The sequence below is a fragment of the Paraburkholderia fungorum genome, from assembly GCF_902833645.1.
Lineage (GTDB): Bacteria > Pseudomonadota > Gammaproteobacteria > Burkholderiales > Burkholderiaceae > Paraburkholderia > Paraburkholderia fungorum.
In genome coordinates, this window is record NZ_CADFGE010000007.1 from 27,347 (window position 1) to 42,388 (window position 15,042).

The 15,042-nt window shown below is 60.4% G+C and carries 11 protein-coding genes; 4 read left to right on the plus strand and 7 right to left on the minus strand.

Translation table 11 applies throughout. The annotated features are described in order from the left end of the window. Positions 1-11 precede the first annotated feature (11 nt). Together HWX91_RS21440 and HWX91_RS21445 are read left to right on the plus strand one after the other, a co-directional pair. Positions 12-2,273: a polysaccharide biosynthesis tyrosine autokinase gene (locus tag HWX91_RS21440; protein ID WP_042276838.1), complete on the plus strand. Its 2,262-nt coding sequence runs from the start codon at positions 12-14 to the stop codon at positions 2,271-2,273. A 26-nt stretch (positions 2,274-2,299) separates the two neighbouring features. Beyond that, entirely contained in the window at positions 2,300-3,784 is a 1,485-nt protein-coding gene (locus HWX91_RS21445) for an MOP flippase family protein (protein WP_028199828.1), read from the plus strand. Here HWX91_RS21445 and HWX91_RS21450 read toward each other — a convergent pair. The 7 genes from HWX91_RS21450 to HWX91_RS21480 form a co-directional block, all read right to left on the minus strand. Further along, positions 3,710-4,771, minus strand: a complete 1,062-nt coding sequence (locus HWX91_RS21450; RefSeq protein ID WP_244144118.1) for a glycosyltransferase — start codon at positions 4,769-4,771, stop codon at positions 3,710-3,712. The two genes, HWX91_RS21445 and HWX91_RS21450, sit on opposite strands and share 75 nt — an antisense overlap. A 234-nt stretch (positions 4,772-5,005) precedes the next feature. Then, entirely contained in the window at positions 5,006-6,094 is a 1,089-nt protein-coding gene (locus HWX91_RS21455; RefSeq protein ID WP_028199827.1) for a glycosyltransferase family 4 protein, read from the minus strand. A 34-nt stretch (positions 6,095-6,128) separates the two neighbouring features. After that, entirely contained in the window at positions 6,129-7,274 is a 1,146-nt protein-coding gene (locus tag HWX91_RS21460) for a glycosyltransferase (protein ID WP_028199826.1), read from the minus strand. 523 nt (positions 7,275-7,797) lie between these two features. Then, a complete protein-coding gene (gene galE, locus HWX91_RS21465; protein ID WP_028199825.1) occupies positions 7,798-8,820 on the minus strand; it encodes a UDP-glucose 4-epimerase GalE in 1,023 nt (340 codons plus the stop codon). Positions 8,821-8,832: 12 nt separating this feature from the next. After that, positions 8,833-9,981 carry a glycosyltransferase family 4 protein gene (locus HWX91_RS21470; protein WP_028199824.1) on the minus strand — a complete coding sequence of 383 codons (1,149 nt, stop codon included), beginning with the start codon at positions 9,979-9,981 and terminating at the stop codon, positions 8,833-8,835. Between the two features lie 67 nt (positions 9,982-10,048). Next, entirely contained in the window at positions 10,049-10,879 is an 831-nt protein-coding gene (locus tag HWX91_RS21475) for a glycosyltransferase (RefSeq protein WP_028199823.1), read from the minus strand. After that, positions 10,876-12,138: an oligosaccharide flippase family protein gene (locus tag HWX91_RS21480; protein ID WP_028199822.1), complete on the minus strand. Its 1,263-nt coding sequence runs from the start codon at positions 12,136-12,138 to the stop codon at positions 10,876-10,878. Before HWX91_RS21480 ends, HWX91_RS21475 begins: the two co-directional genes overlap by 4 nt. 304 nt (positions 12,139-12,442) lie before the next feature. On the opposite strand from HWX91_RS21480, the gene HWX91_RS21485 reads away from it, so the two are divergent. Further along, the gene (locus tag HWX91_RS21485; RefSeq protein ID WP_028199821.1) at positions 12,443-13,837 is read left to right on the plus strand and encodes a phosphomannomutase/phosphoglucomutase; all 1,395 of its coding nucleotides are present in this window, start codon (positions 12,443-12,445) and stop codon (positions 13,835-13,837) included. A gap of 162 nt (positions 13,838-13,999) precedes the next feature. Then, positions 14,000-15,001 carry a lipopolysaccharide heptosyltransferase I gene (waaC, locus tag HWX91_RS21490; RefSeq protein WP_028199820.1) on the plus strand — a complete coding sequence of 334 codons (1,002 nt, stop codon included), beginning with the start codon at positions 14,000-14,002 and terminating at the stop codon, positions 14,999-15,001. Positions 15,002-15,042 lie beyond the last annotated feature (41 nt).

Below are 15,042 nucleotides of genomic sequence, written 5' to 3' on the forward strand. Positions count from 1 at the left end.
CGGGAAATGAAATGAGTTCATTCTACGGACAATCGGCAGTGGGTGTTTTTCCTGCCCAGAACGATGGGTTAACTGGCCTGTGGCGGAATATCGCCCGGCACAAGTTACTGTTCGCCGCCATTCTCGGCGCGTGTTGCCTTGCCGGCGGCATCTATATTTTGCTTGCCACGCCGCAATACCGGGCTGACGCATTGTTGCGCGTTCAAATTAAACCCGGTGCGTCGGTCAGCGCGCTCTCCGATGTGTCCGGAACGACGTCGGCAGACCAGTCCGCCGACGACGAGACCGATGTTCTCACGTCGCGCACCATCGTCGACGAGGCCATCGCGCAAACTGGTGCCGATATAAACGTGCAGACGGATAGTCACTTTCCGCTGATTGGGCGCTTCCTCGCATCCCGTCACGCGGCCGCCACCGAGCTGCAGCGTCCGTTCCTCGGATTGAGCGGCTATGCATGGGGCGGCGAGCAATTGAAACCCTCCGTCTTCGAGATACCGGGCGCGGCCTTCGGCGACAAGTTTCGGGTGGTGACGGGTGAAGGAGGCAGTTGGACTTTGTATGACAAGGACAGCCATCAGCTGGCGCAAGGCCATGTTGGGGAGACAGTGCCGTTCCAGGTCACGACAGACGAAGGAAGTGGGCCCGGGAAAATAAAAATCGACGTTCTGCGCGCACGACCGGGCGTGGAATTTACTCTTTCCAGGGTGTCCACGCAAACAGCTTACGAGAACATCACCAGTCAGATGAAGACTACCGTATCGAGCCAGAACTCGTCGGTACGGGACTCGTCGATGCTGAGATTGAGCTATCAAGCCAGCTCTCCGCTTGCCGCCCAGTCGATGGTCAACGCAATCGTGCAAGCGTTTATCAAACGCAATATCGACGACCGCGCGGCTCAGGCACGCATGAAACTGGAAACACTGCGGGCGCGCCTGCCGCAATTGCAGGCGGATATGCATGAGGCGGAAGACCGCTTTAGCGATTTCCGCACCCAGCATCAGGCGATCGATATGGAGCAGCAGGGCTCGGCGCTTATCACGAGCATGACTTCGCTTGCCGAAAGACAGCGGGCTTTGCGACTCGAATATGACGACAAGCGGCAGACATTCGGTCCGGATAGTCCCGTGATTCGAGGGCTGGTCCAGCAATTGGATCAGGTGAACCACGACATCGCGCAGAACACGGAAGCAACGAAGAATATGCCCGCCACGCAGCGTGAATATGTGCGGCTTTCGAGCGACGCCGGCATCAAGAAGCAGCTTTACATCGGTGTGCTCGCCAACGTGAACCAATTGGAAGTGGCGGCCGCGAGTACCGCATCTGGAGTTAGCGTCATGGATTGGGCCATCGCGTCGGAAAAGCCGTCCTGGCCGCGCAAGACGATCATTCTGCTCGGTTCGATCCTGGCCGGATTGTTTGGCGGCACGCTCGCCGTGCATCTCGTGTCGCTCAACCGTAAGGAACTCCGTACGCCGCAGGAAATTAACACGATCTCCGACTTGCCGCGTCTCGCTGTCGTGGCGCGCTCGAGAGCCCAGATTCGTGGCGATATCGATTCGCGAAGCCGTCGCGCGGAGCCGGTCAAGTTGCTGGCGATGAGCAGCCCCGGAGATCCGAGTGTCGAAGCGTTGCGCGCATTGCCGAGCAGCGTGAGAACCTTGCTGGCTGGGAATGGCGATGGATCGACGAACAAGGTGGTGCTGTTTACCGGACCTACTCAAGGCGTAGGCAAGAGCTTTGTCTCGTCCAATTTCGCCTACCTGCTTTCGCAGACTGCGGCATCCGTTCTGCTAATAGACGGCGATATGCGGCAGGGCAAATTGAGCCATCTCTGGGAGGAAGAAGACAGGCCCGGACTGGCCGAGGTGCTCAAGGGAACGGCGCAGCTCGAGGATGCGATTGTGCGCAATGAGGGCAGCCATCTGTCCATTCTGGGCGCCGGTAATCCGTATCCCGCGAACCCTGCGGAGCTTCTCAGCAGTCCGGCGTTCCGGGATATGCTGACCACGCTTCGTGAGCGCTACGATTACGTGGTGATCGACTCGCCTCCCGTTCTGCCGGTGAGCGACGCCGTGTCGATCGCCGCTCAGGGTTGCGACCTGGTGCTGCTCGTGTCGCGTGCCGACTACACCGGTTCCCGCCAGGTCGAAGAAGCACTCCAGCGGCTAGCCAACGTCGGTGCAAAAGTGGGCGGCCATATTTTCAACGGCTTTCTTCCGTCGCGATACGGCGAACGTGATGACTATGCGCTAAACGGCGCCCGGCGCTATTAAGCGTATCCCGGACAGCAAGGAAAACAATGTCATTACGTGAGAAGGCGATTTCGGGAGCGAAGTGGTCGGCAGCATCAATGATCTCGATCGTCAGCGTCCAGTTTCTGCAGGTGGCAATACTCGCGCACCTGCTGAAACCGGGCGAGCTGGGGTTGGCGAGTATGGTTTCATTGGTGACGACGCTGGCCGATATGTTCCTCGATATGGGGTTGAGTACAGCGATTGTGCAGCGTAAGAATGTGGCGGCGAATGAGCTGACATCGCTGTACTGGCTCAATGTAATGTTCGGTGCGGTGCTTGGCGGACTTCTGCTGGCCGGCAGCGGCGTGGCGGCCTGGTTTTTCTCCGAGCCCGAACTGAAGACGCTGGTTGCCCTTGCCGCGCTGATGTTTTTCGTCTCACCTCATGGCTTGCTGTATCAATCGCTCATGGCGCGCGAGCTCATGTTCGACATGCTCTCGAAGATCGAGGTAGCGTCGAGCATGGTGTTATTCATCACGACGCTGGTGGCCGCGTTGCGCGGCTTTGGCGCTTACTCGCCGGTTATCGGTGCGTTGACTGCCGCGGTCTGCCGCGTGACGCTGCTCAATCTGAACGGGCGCAAACTGCATAAGCCAGGCTTGCGTTTCAGGTTGTCGGAGACGAGGTCGTATCTGAGCTTCGGTGTCTTCCAGGCCATGGACTCGATGGTGAATTACCTCAACGGTAATTTCGGCGGCATCGTGGCGGGCCGCGTACTCGGGGCGGCGACACTTGGCGGCTACAACCTGGCGCTCAACTGCGCGGTCAATTTTCCGGCGCGACTGAATCCGTTCTTTACGCGCGTGCTCTTTCCTGTCTTCTCGATCATTCAGGACGATACGGCAAAGCTTCGTCAAAACTACTACAAGCTGACGGGCTTTATCGCCATGTTCAACTTTCCGCTCGTGTTCGGGCTGATGGTCGTGGCGCCGGATTTTGTCGTGTGCATGTTCGGCGAAAAATGGCTCTGGGCGACGCCGGTATTGCGGGTGTTGTGCCTCGTGGGCGCGTTTCGTTGCCTCGGCAATCCGGTCGCCTCCTTGATGATGGCGACAGCGAACATTCGCGTGAGCTTCTGGTTCAACCTGATAAAAACGACGGTGATGCTGCCGGCCATCATTCTCGGTGCCTCTCTGGGCGGTGCGCTCGGCGTCGCGATTTCGCTGGTCACGGTCGAAGCGATCACGATCATGCCGATGTATCACTTCATGCTGAAGCGCGTGCTCGGTCCGAGCCTGGCAGAGTTCTTCAACGCCTGTTTTGTGCCGCTGAGAATGACACTGCCCATGGTGGCAAGCGTGCTGGTCGCCTCGGAATTGCTTGACGCGTCGTCGACGGGGCACGTCCTCAGGCTGATCGCGGAAGTCACACTCGGTGCGGCGGTGTTCGGTGTGACCTTCCTGCTCGATCGATCGCTACTTTGTGCCGAGATCCGAGGGATTGTGCTTAAGATGGTCCGTAAAGCAGCGTTGCGGCACGGGCTGCAATAGTACGCGTTGCGCCTGAGCGTCGAACGCTTCGCGGGAAAACCGCAGCCGGAAAGAGGCAGTCAGTTCGGCGAGCGGATAGGTCTGCGCGGCAAAGATTCTTTCGACGAACGCGTCCTGATCGTGAACCGGAAACAGCAATTCCGCCGGCAGGTACGAGCCTAGTGCCGATACCTGTGAGGCCACGATCGGGCGGCCCGCCAGGACGGCCTCGATCATCACAAGCGGCACGCCTTCATAGCCCGAAGGCAACACGATTACATCGCTCGCTACGATGTAAGGCAGCACGTCGGATTGCGGACCGATGATCCTCACGCAACGAGACAGGACCTCGCTGGCTTGCACGGCTTGCAGCAATTTCGCCGCGTCCGGGCCGTCACCTACGATCAGCACAAGCGAATTGATAAACCGATCCGGGTTGCGCTCAATGGCTGCGAGCAGGAAGTTCTGCCGCTTGTGCTGAAAGTGAATCCGGCCAATATGGGTGCAAATAAACTTTCCGCTCTGCGGCAAAGAAAGCAGGCTGCGCGCCGCGTCGCGGGTGAGTGCGGTATTGCTGAACTTGTCGTCGACGCAGTTTTCCAGAATCGCGGTAGGCGTTGTCGGCGCCAGTTTCACCAGTTTGCCGCGTAGATGGTCGTTGAGCGTGATGTACTGCTGCGGCAACTGGTAGAGCACGCGTTTGACCAGAAACTTGATACGCTCCGTCGCGGGCGCTTCCGCTCCCGCTTCGTCATCCACCAGCGGGATGTAGCTGACGGCGATTGTTCGGGTCAAGCGCGCGGCGATCAAGCCGGCGAGGGCGGATACGATTGTTCCCTGAGCGATCACGAGTTTCGATAGATGAAGCCCGCGCAAAAGCGCTGCGGTTCGCCATGTGGCCGACAGCAGCGCAAGAGGGTTGCGGTGAATCTGTTCCGAGGTAAACGGCAATGAAATGGCGGTGACCTGACGGTGCCTGCCGGCAATGTTTTTGGCAAACAGGGACATGGCTTCATTCCCGGTCGGCACGAGAATGTGTAGGCTGACAATGCCCGGGCACTTCACAAGGGCATGAATAAGCCGTTTGAGCATTTCCTCGTGGCCGCCGTTGACGCCCGAATCGCAATAGATGCCTAACCTCACTGAAGCTCCCCTTAGGACGAAATGTGGCTTACGGATACGCCGACCACCGTGGCCCCTGATTTGAAAAGCTGATAGAGCGTTGCAAGAGCAACGATTGCGTTATGCCCCGCGCCGGGATCGATCGATGACCTGCGAGAGCATCTCCGCGCTTGCACCCCAGCGATACTCGGCCGCGTGCGCCAGACCCCGTTCTATTAAAGTTTTCCTCAACTCGGGCGAGCGCAGTAGCGTGCGTAGTTGCTCCGCAATATCTTCTGACGAGTAGGGATCGCAATAGAGTGCGGCGTCCCCGCAGGTTTCCGGCAAAGCGGCCGATCGGGCCACGATGACCGGGCAGCCGCTGCGCATCGCCTCGAGCGGCGGAATCCCGAATCCCTCATAGATCGACGGATAGACGAAACAGTGCGCGTGCTGATAAAGCGCTTTCAGCTTCTCGTCGCTGATATAGCCGACTGCCTTGACGTTCGGTGCGGCGCCTTGCACGTCCTGAACATTGCCAAATACGCTGGCGTTTTTCATCCCGACAATCACCAGATCTATCGTCGGGTCGTCGAGTTGACGAAAGGCCTCCAGTATCCGGCCGAAGTTCTTGGTCGGGTTCATGCTGCTCACCGCGAGCACGAAACGTTTCGACGTCAGGCCATGCTCGTGCAACACACTGGTATCGGGTACGGTTGCATCCAGATGATCCGCGCCAAGCGGAACGACACTGATTCGCGTTGCGGGTACTCCACAGTGATGAGCGAGACGCTGCCGCGAGAAGTTCGAATTGGTGACGACGCAACTTGAAGTGCGCGCAAGAATCCAGAACATCAACCGGTACCATGCGCGAAAACGCCACGAGAAGTGGGCCGGTGTATCGAACACCGCCGCGTCGTGCATGTAGATGACCTGATTGAAGCGAAAGATAGAAGCCGAGTTGCTGAGATTGACAATCCGATGCCGGCCGGCGAAGAACGGCAGAACGAGCTGCTCCCAGAACACGCCCTTGCCGAATCCGACCTTGACGGTGTTCGTATTGCCGACGGACTGGAGCCCAGGCTGTGGCGGCACAACGACGGTGACTTCGCCGTTGTCGGGCAAATGGCCGAGCGCGGCGATCAGTTCGCGCGCCACACGTTGTACGCCGGTCGTCTTCTGCGTCGCGAAGCGACCGTTGTAGATGAACGTCGGGGTGGTCGAGGCCATATTCTTCACACCGTTGTCTCCCCGAAGGACGGGCTTAGCGATTGACTTCATAGGGAAGCGCGATGTCGGCAATCAAGGGCTCTTTAGTAGCGGGGCGCTCATCGGCGAGTCCGTAGAGCTGTTGCCATTCCCGAAAAATCGCGTCCATGGAAAAGCGCTCCACCGCGCGCTTTCTCGCTGCCGCGCCCATTTGCTGCCGCAGCGACCAGTTGTTACGCAGGAGGTCGAGATAGACGGCCATTTCCTCGGTGTTTGACGCGACAAAGCCGGTCACGCCGTGAATGACGACGTCGCGATTACCAACTACGTTGGTCACTACTGCGGGAATTCCTGCCACTTGCGCTTCGATCAGCGCGAGAGGCATGCCCTCCCAACGGGAGGTCTGCACGTAGACGTCGAGCTGGGACATCAGGTCCAATGCACGTTCGCGGGTGACCCAGCCGCTGCATGTCACGGCATCGCCCTGATAGGGCGCGGGCACGTCTTCCGCATTCCCGCCTATCCAGACAAAGCTGACGGCGGGATCGCGGAGTTCATTCGCCAGTTGAATGAATACCTCGTGGTTCTTCTGGAAGGACGCGCGCCCTGTCATGCCGATTACCACCCGGCCGTCGCTTCGTTTGCATTGAACAGGGATCTCACGAACGTCTACGCCGTTTTCGATCATGATTGCGGCGCGCGCATGAACGCGGCCCTTGATCTCGTGCAACTCGCTGCGCGAGCACGCGACGATCGTTCCGCCGATATAGTTGGCGAGGCGCTCGAAGCTCAAATACGCGAATTGCTTGGTGGCCGACACATCGCGCCGCAGGAAGGCGGGGCCGTGTGGCGAATAAAGTACTTTGGCGTGAGGGGATGCTATTTTGGCCGCCGCGCGCCCGAGCGCGCCTGCTTTCGACGAATGGAGATGGATGACTTCGGGATTGCGATCGCGCAGGTTCTGAACCAATGCGCGCAGGCTCGACCAGTCTTTCTTGACGTTGATCTCCCTGCACATCGAGACGTATGTCATCTTGACCTTTGGATGAAACAGACGCGCAAAATCTTTTGGGGTTTCCCGCCGTAATGAATAAATGACTGACACATTTGCGCCAGCCTCTGCTGCGCGATTGGAAAGCTCGACTAGCATCGACAGAACCCCCCCTCCGAAGGCTTCTGTGATATGAACGATGTCTTTCATGTGTCTGTTCCCGTGGGCGAGATTCTGGTATTCGTGATGAAATGATTCGGCTAGATGGATGCACCCCTGCGGTTTGATCTTGTCTTCACGGCGCCAATGACTCTGTGTGATGGCGCACACTTAAAATGCATAAATAGATAGGCGTACGAAGTGATTAAGAAAGCATTCTCAATATGGTAGGAATGAATTAGGTTCTATCCGCAAAAAGGAAGCGAATCAAAGCGCTCGAGTGGCGGAATTAACCTGAATTGACGATCCTTGACGATTAGAATCCGGCCGGACTCGAAATGAGAGAGATCGACATATAAAGGCGGGAAAGTTCGCTAATTGCGGAGATTTACGTCAAACGACAGCGCTCAATATCGAGCCGATTTTCTTTCTGGAATTGGCGAGCTGTGCCGATGAGCACAGCAGACTTCGTGGAGACTGTTCGACATGGAACACAAGCGGTGCAAGATCTGGCTGATCGACAGCGGTTGAGTCCCTGCGAGGCAACTCGTTGCGCTGTCGACCTTTACTACATTCAGGCGAAGCCGTGCGGATTGGTCGACTGCCACCGCCAGTGATCCGCGCACATCCTCTCGATCCCATATTCGGCACGCCAGCCAATGACTTCCAGCGCCGCGGTGGGGTCCGCAAAACACGAAGCTACGTCGCCAGGGCGGCGAGCCACGATCTCGTAGGGCACGGGCCGGCCCGCGGCTTTCTCGAACGCCTTGACGACGTCGATCACGCTATACCCCTGGCCCGTGCCGAGATTCACGACGAAGCTGGCGTCGCGCCTGACCAGCGCATCCAGCGCGGCCAGATGCCCGCGCGCGAGGTCCACAACGTGAATATAGTCGCGCACGCCGGTGCCGTCCGGCGTGTCGTAGTCGCCACCGAATACACGCAGCTTTTCCAGTTTGCCTACTGCGACCTGTGCCACATATGGCATCAGATTATTGGGGATACCGGCCGGGTCTTCTCCAATCAGGCCGCTCTCATGCGCGCCAACCGGGTTGAAATAGCGCAAGGTCGCAATTCGCCAGGAAGGATCCGCCACTTCCAGATCGCGCAAGACCTGCTCGGCAATCAGCTTGGACTGCCCATAAGGATTGGTGGCCGACAGCGGAAACGATTCGTCGATCGGCGAACTTTTCGGCACGCCGTACACCGTTGCGGAAGAACTGAACACGAACTGCTTCACCTTGCGATCGCGCATCACGCCAAGCAGCGCCAGCAGACTGCCGACGTTATTGCTGTAGTACTCGACAGGCTTGGCGACCGATTCGCCCACCGCCTTGAGCGCGGCAAAGTGGATCGCGCCGGTGATCGGGTGGGCGTCGAAAATGCGATTGAGCGCTGCTTCGTCGCGGGCGTCGGCTTCGTAAAAGGTCACGGGCTTGCCGGTGATCCTTTCTACGCGCCGCAGCGATTCGCGGTTGCTGTTCACGAGATTGTCGATTACCACGACGTCGTAACCGCCGTTCAGCAGTTCGACACATGTGTGCGAGCCGATAAATCCTGCACCGCCCGTTACCAGAATCGTACCCTTCGTGGTCATTCTGCTACTCCGTTAAAGTAAAACACCCGTCATTTTTTGCACCAGGTCTTTATATGTTTCGACGACGACGCGTTCGTCGAATTCTTGCGCGACTTTCTGTCGACCGCGTTCTGCCATTGCGCGGCGCCCGGCACTGCTCATATCGAGCATCTGCGCCAGTTTCGCCGCGAGACTCTCTGCATTGCGCACTTCACACAGCAATCCATTGACGCCGTCCGCCACCACTTCGCGGCAGCCGGGCACGTCCGTGGTCACAATCGGTCGGCCCATCGCGGAGGCTTCCATCAGCGTGCGAGGCACGCCTTCGCGATAGGACGGCAGGACGACGCAGTCCGCATCGGCGATAAAGGGCCGTACGTCATGTGCCTCGCCCAGGTACTCGATGATGCCTTCCTGCTCCCATGCGGCCACTTCTTCGCGTGTGATCGCGCTAGGGTTGTCGACGCCGACCGGCCCGAGCAACTGGAAGCGGGCCTGGGGATAGCGTTCACGCAGGCGCCGGGCGGCTTCGACATATTCGCCGACACCCTTGTCCCACAGAAGCCGCCCGATCAGCACGAACTTGAATTCCGCCCGCTCCGGCAGCGGCGTGAAGGCGAACTGCTCGAGATCGACGCCTTCGCCGTGCAGCAGACGCGCACGCTCAGGATGCACCAACAAATTCTGCTCGACAAACGCAGCCTGGTCGTCGCGGTTCAGAAACCAGATTTCGCGCGGGAAACGGAACGCGAAACGGTACAGTTTCTTGGCGACCTGCGCCGCGCGACTTTGCTGGATGAACACGTAGCCGAGCCCGGTGGTCACCGCCACCGACTGCACGCCCGCCAGTTTCGCGGCGATCGAGCCGTAAATGTTCGGTTTGATCGTGTAGTGGAACACGACGTGCGGGCGGATGCTTCGATACAAACGATACAACGCCAAAAGCGTGCGCAGGTCTTCGCGCGGACTGGTGCCCTTGGACGCCACCGGCAACTCGATGCAGCGGCAGCCCATCGCCGTGAGCAGCTTGAACGTGCGGTCGTGCGGCGCGAGCACCGTGACGTCGACACCGCGCCCGACCAGCATGCGGATCAGCCCTTGCCGGTACGTATAGATTGCCCAGGCGGTGTTACAGACCAGTGTAATGCGCAGTGCGGGCGTCGATTTCAGGGCAGGCTTCATGCGGGAACGGGCTCGACGGTGGGTGACGGGATGCATGACGGCAAGGGCATCAATGGCATTAATGACATCAATGGCTCGCGCGCGGTGCGAGCAGCCTGCGCTTGACCTGCTGCAAGGCGCGATAGGGCGTCACCAGGTGCAGCAGATTTTTGGCGAGGCCCAGCCAGTCGTACGGGTTGGCGGCGTTGAAGTAGCGTAGTTGCAGCCGCAGCGTCGAGCTGACCTGGCGACGCCGTTTGGTGGCGCTAATACCGCCTTCGTTCAATTCGTAATAGAGGCCGAGTTCCGGCAGATTCGCGCAGTCGTAGCGTTCCATCAGGCGTACGAACAGGTCGAGGTCCTCGGCGCTAGGATATGCCGCGCGATAGTTGCCGACCGCACGGACCGCGTCGATGCGCAACATCATCGACGGGTGCGCGAGGCACGACCGGAAGAAGCGCAGACGCCGGATCTGCTCCGGCTCCGCGGGCGGCGTCAGCATGAACAGCGGTTTGCCTTCACGCGTGACGACCTGTGTCCACATGCCGAGGCCGGCCACTTGCGGATGCGATTCCATGAACGCGCGTTGCCGGGCGAGCCGCTGCGGCACGCTGCGGTCGCCCGCGTCGATGCGGGCGGCATAGCGAAAACCGCGCTGCGCGAGCGCGTCGATGCCGGTCTGCAGCGCACGTTCGATGCCGCCGTTCTGCGGCATACGCAACACATCGATCTTCATGTTGGCGAGCGCCGGCGCGACGATCGGCGGCGTGCTGCCGTCGTCGACGATCAGGACATGGACCAGCGTGCTTTCGCTGAACGAGGCCAGCGTCAGATCGACGTCGGCCTGGCCGTTGTACGCGGGCATCAGGACGGCGACGTCGTCGAGGGAACACTGCGCGGCGGCGGATGAATTCGTCATGGGCGCAATTTGAAACGAATGTAATAAAGATTAACCGACGCGGCAGCGAGATAGCCGGCGGCGAGACCGACCAGCGCGCCGTAAGCGCCCAGCTGCGGAATCGCCAGCAGATTGACGACAAATGCGACGGCCAGCGCCAGCAGCCATTTGGAGAGCAAGACGAACTTGGCCTGATATTTCAGCACGATCAGATTGCCGATCGCTTCGATGCCGGCCGGTACGGAAAGCCACACAGCCCAGCGGAAAATCTCTATCGCGCCTTCAAAATCCGGTCCGAACACGCGGCGGATGATGAAGCCGGCCAGCAGATCCAGCACGAGCGCACCGCTCACCATCAGCGCGGCGGTCATGGCCGTGAGCCGCCACACGTTGCGGCGCAACTGCGCGGCGTCCTGCACGCGGTAGACAAAGGCGGGCGCGATCGTCTGCGCGAGCATCAGCGCGAGCGTGATCCAGTTTTCGTTCAACTGCTGCGCGGCGGAATAGCGCCCGAGGTCGGCGAAGGATATCGCCCGTTCGAGCATCAGTCTGTCCAGTTTCAGGAACAGATACATACAGATCAGGCCGAGCCAGAATACCGTGCCCGCGGTCGCGAAGTGCCTGAAGAGCGAGCGATCGAGTCGCCAGCCAAGCTGGCCGCCGTGCCGGCGCATGTAATAGATCAGCAGAACCGCGCCGATCACTGCCGATTCGGCCGCCCACAGCCAGCCAAAGCGCGCGGGCGTGGCCGCCGCACGCACCAGCAGATAGACGAAACCGGCCTTCAGCACCGCGGTGCTCATGCTGGTGAGCAACTGCGGCTTGCTGTACGTCATGCTTTGCAGCCACGCGTTGATCACGCCGACGAACGGCTCGCGAAACAGCATGGTGACCGCGAGACCGGCGAGCATGGCGCCCACCAGCGGGTCGAAGAAGTGCAGGGCGATGCCGAGCCACGTGAGCAGCAGCGCCGCGACCGAAACCGAGAAACGCAGCGCGAAGGCGCTGCCGAGCACCGTGCCCAATTCGGCTGGCGGACGGTTGACGATAGTGGGAACCAGGATCTCTGCGCCGCACACCCAGGTGATCGGCGAAAGCACCAGCAGCAGCGTGTTCGCGTATTGCCACTTGCCGAAGGTGTCCGGCCCGAAGTAGCGCGCCAGCATGCCGCTGATCACGATCGCCACGCCGATCTGAGTGAGCCGTTCCAGCCCGAGCCAGACGATATTGGCAAAGGCGCGCGTGACGTCGGGATTGGCGAAGCGCTTGAGCGTCAGCATCCGGTGGACACTCGCCCATGCGGTTGCGCGCATTGCACCGGTTGCCCGTCTCGTGCCGGAGACCCAACGTGCGCCAAGGCACGATATGTAACAGGCAACCTGGCCGGCAGTCGCGGCAACATTGCAAAAGCAGGGCGTCTAAGCATTAGAATGAGTGTCTATTAGGGCATGTCCGAAAGGCGCAATTATAAGTTGGAACCGGATCGCTTCCGGCCAGCGCGCATCGTTCGGTTTCACAGGTAGTTTTACCGATCCCTCGGCGATGTGCCGGTCAAAATTTTCCATTGCACGCAAGTGAGCCAACATGATCTCCAAATCCATTTTCAAGGCGTATGACATTCGCGGCGTAATCGGCAAGACGCTGGACGCTGACGCAGCGCGTTCGATCGGCCGTGCGTTCGGCAGCGAAGTGCGGGCGCAAGGCGGCGACGCCGTGGTGGTCGCGCGTGACGGGCGGCTCTCGGGCCCCGAGCTGGTTCAGGCGCTGTCGGACGGCCTGCGTGCGGCCGGTGTCGACGTGGTCAACGTCGGCATGGTGCCGACGCCGGTCGGCTACTTCGCGGCCAGCGTGCCGTTGCAACTCGACGGTGGCGAGCGCCGTGTCGATTCGTGCATCGTCGTGACGGGCAGCCACAATCCGCCCGACTACAACGGCTTCAAAATGGTTCTGCGCGGCGCGGCCATTTACGGCGAGCAGATCCTCGCGCTGCATCAGCGTATCGTCGACGAGAACTTTTCTGACGGTAGCGGCACGTATACCGAGTACGACATCGCCGACGCCTATCTGGATCGCATCACGAGCGACATCAAGCTCGCCCGCCCGATCAAGATCGTGGTCGACACCGGCAACGGCGTGGCCGGCGGCCTCGCGCCGAAGCTCTTCAAGAAGCTCGGCTGCGAACTGGTCGAACTGTTCACCGAGATCGACGGCAACTTCCCGAACCATCACCCGGACCCGGCTCACCCCGAGAACCTGCAGGACGTGATCCGCGCGCTGAAGGAAACGGACGCTGAAATCGGTTTCGCGTTCGACGGCGACGGCGACCGCCTCGGCGTTGTCACCAAAGACGGCCAGATCATTTACCCGGACCGTCAGCTGATGCTGTTCGCTGAAGAAGTGCTGTCGCGCAACAAGGGTGCGCAGATCATTTACGACGTGAAGTGCACGCGCAATCTTGCGAAATGGGTCAAGGACAAGGGCGGTGAACCGCTGATGTGGAAGACCGGGCACTCGCTGGTGAAGGCCAAGCTGCGCGAAACCGGCGCGCCGCTGGCCGGCGAAATGAGCGGCCACGTGTTCTTCAAGGACCGCTGGTACGGATTTGACGACGGCCTGTACACGGGCGCGCGTCTGCTGGAAATCCTCACGCGGGTGGCCGACCCGAGCAAGCTGCTGAACTCGCTGCCGAACTCGAATTCCACGCCGGAATTGCAGTTGAAGCTCGAGGAAGGCGAAAACTTCGAGCTGATCGCGCGGTTGCAGCAAAACGCCACGTTCACCGGCGCGGACGACGTCGTGAAGATCGACGGCCTGCGTGTCGAGTATCCGGACGGCTTTGGCCTCGCGCGTTCGTCGAACACCACGCCGGTGGTGGTGATGCGTTTCGAAGCGGATAGCGATGAAGCGCTCAGGCGTATCCAGGAAGACTTCCGCCGCGTGATCATGGCTGAGAAGCCGGACGCGAAGCTGCCGTTTTAAGAGCTTCAGCGGCGGCGCGGTTCTTCGTGAATCGCGGCCGCTGTCGAACGCGGCGCGGGTTTCACTTACCGCGCCGCGTTTTTTCATGCCATTTAGCTCTGTCGCGATAGAATTGCGGTCCTTTCACCGATTTTTCGGGCCGGATAGCCGGTTTTCCCACACTTGAGCGTGCAAAAGATACTAATCGTGAGGGTGTCGTCATTGGGCGACGTCGTTCACAACATGCCGGTGATCGCCGATATTCGACGCCGCCATCCCGAGGCGCAGATCGACTGGCTCGTCGAAGAAAGCTTCGTGGGGCTCGTGGAGCTCGTCAGCGGCGTGCGGCGGGCGATTCCCGTGTCGCTGCGACGCTGGCGCAAACGCATTCTCTCGGTCGACAACTGGCGTGAGATCGGTGCGTTTCGCCGCGCGCTCGCGGCTGAGAATTACGATCTCGTGATCGACTGCCAGGGGCTCATCAAGACCGCGTGGGTCGCGAGCATGGCGCGCGGACCGCTGGTCGGCCTTGCCAACCGCACCGACGGCGCGGGCTTCGAATGGCCGGTGCGCTTCTTCTACGACAAGCGCGTGCCGATCGAGCCGCGTACCCATGTGGTCGAGCGGACCCGTCAACTGGTGGCCGCGGCGCTGGACGACCCGCGGCCGCAGCCCACCGACGACATCGATTTCGGCATCGACACCGGGCGCGCGGCGCTGGCTTTGTCGGAGGCGAATCTGAACCTGCCGGTGCCTTATGTGGTGTTCGTGCATGCCACCTCGCGCGCCGACAAGCAGTGGCCCGACACCGCGTGGATCGAACTGGGCCAGTCTCTGGTGCGGCGCGGTGCGTCAATCGTGCTGCCGTGGGGCAGCGAGGAAGAGCGCGCCACCAGCGAGCGTCTGGCGAAGGAATTCGGCGGTGCGGCTATTGTTCCGCCCAGGCTGTCGCTGCCGGCCGTGGTCGGGCTGATCGAAGGCGCCGCCGCGACAGTCGGCGTTGACACAGGTCTAGTGCACATCGCGGCGGCGCTGAAGCGGCCGACGGTCGAGTTGTACAATTTCGCCACCGCGTGGCGTACCGGCGGTTACTGGTCGCCGAACGTCGTTAACCTCGGCACGGCCGGCAAGCCGCCCACGCTGCAGGAAGTCAAGTCCGCGCTGGCCGGTTTCGGCCTGCTGTAAGGCTGTAACGCGGCGTGCTTCGCCTTACGCGGCATCCGTTT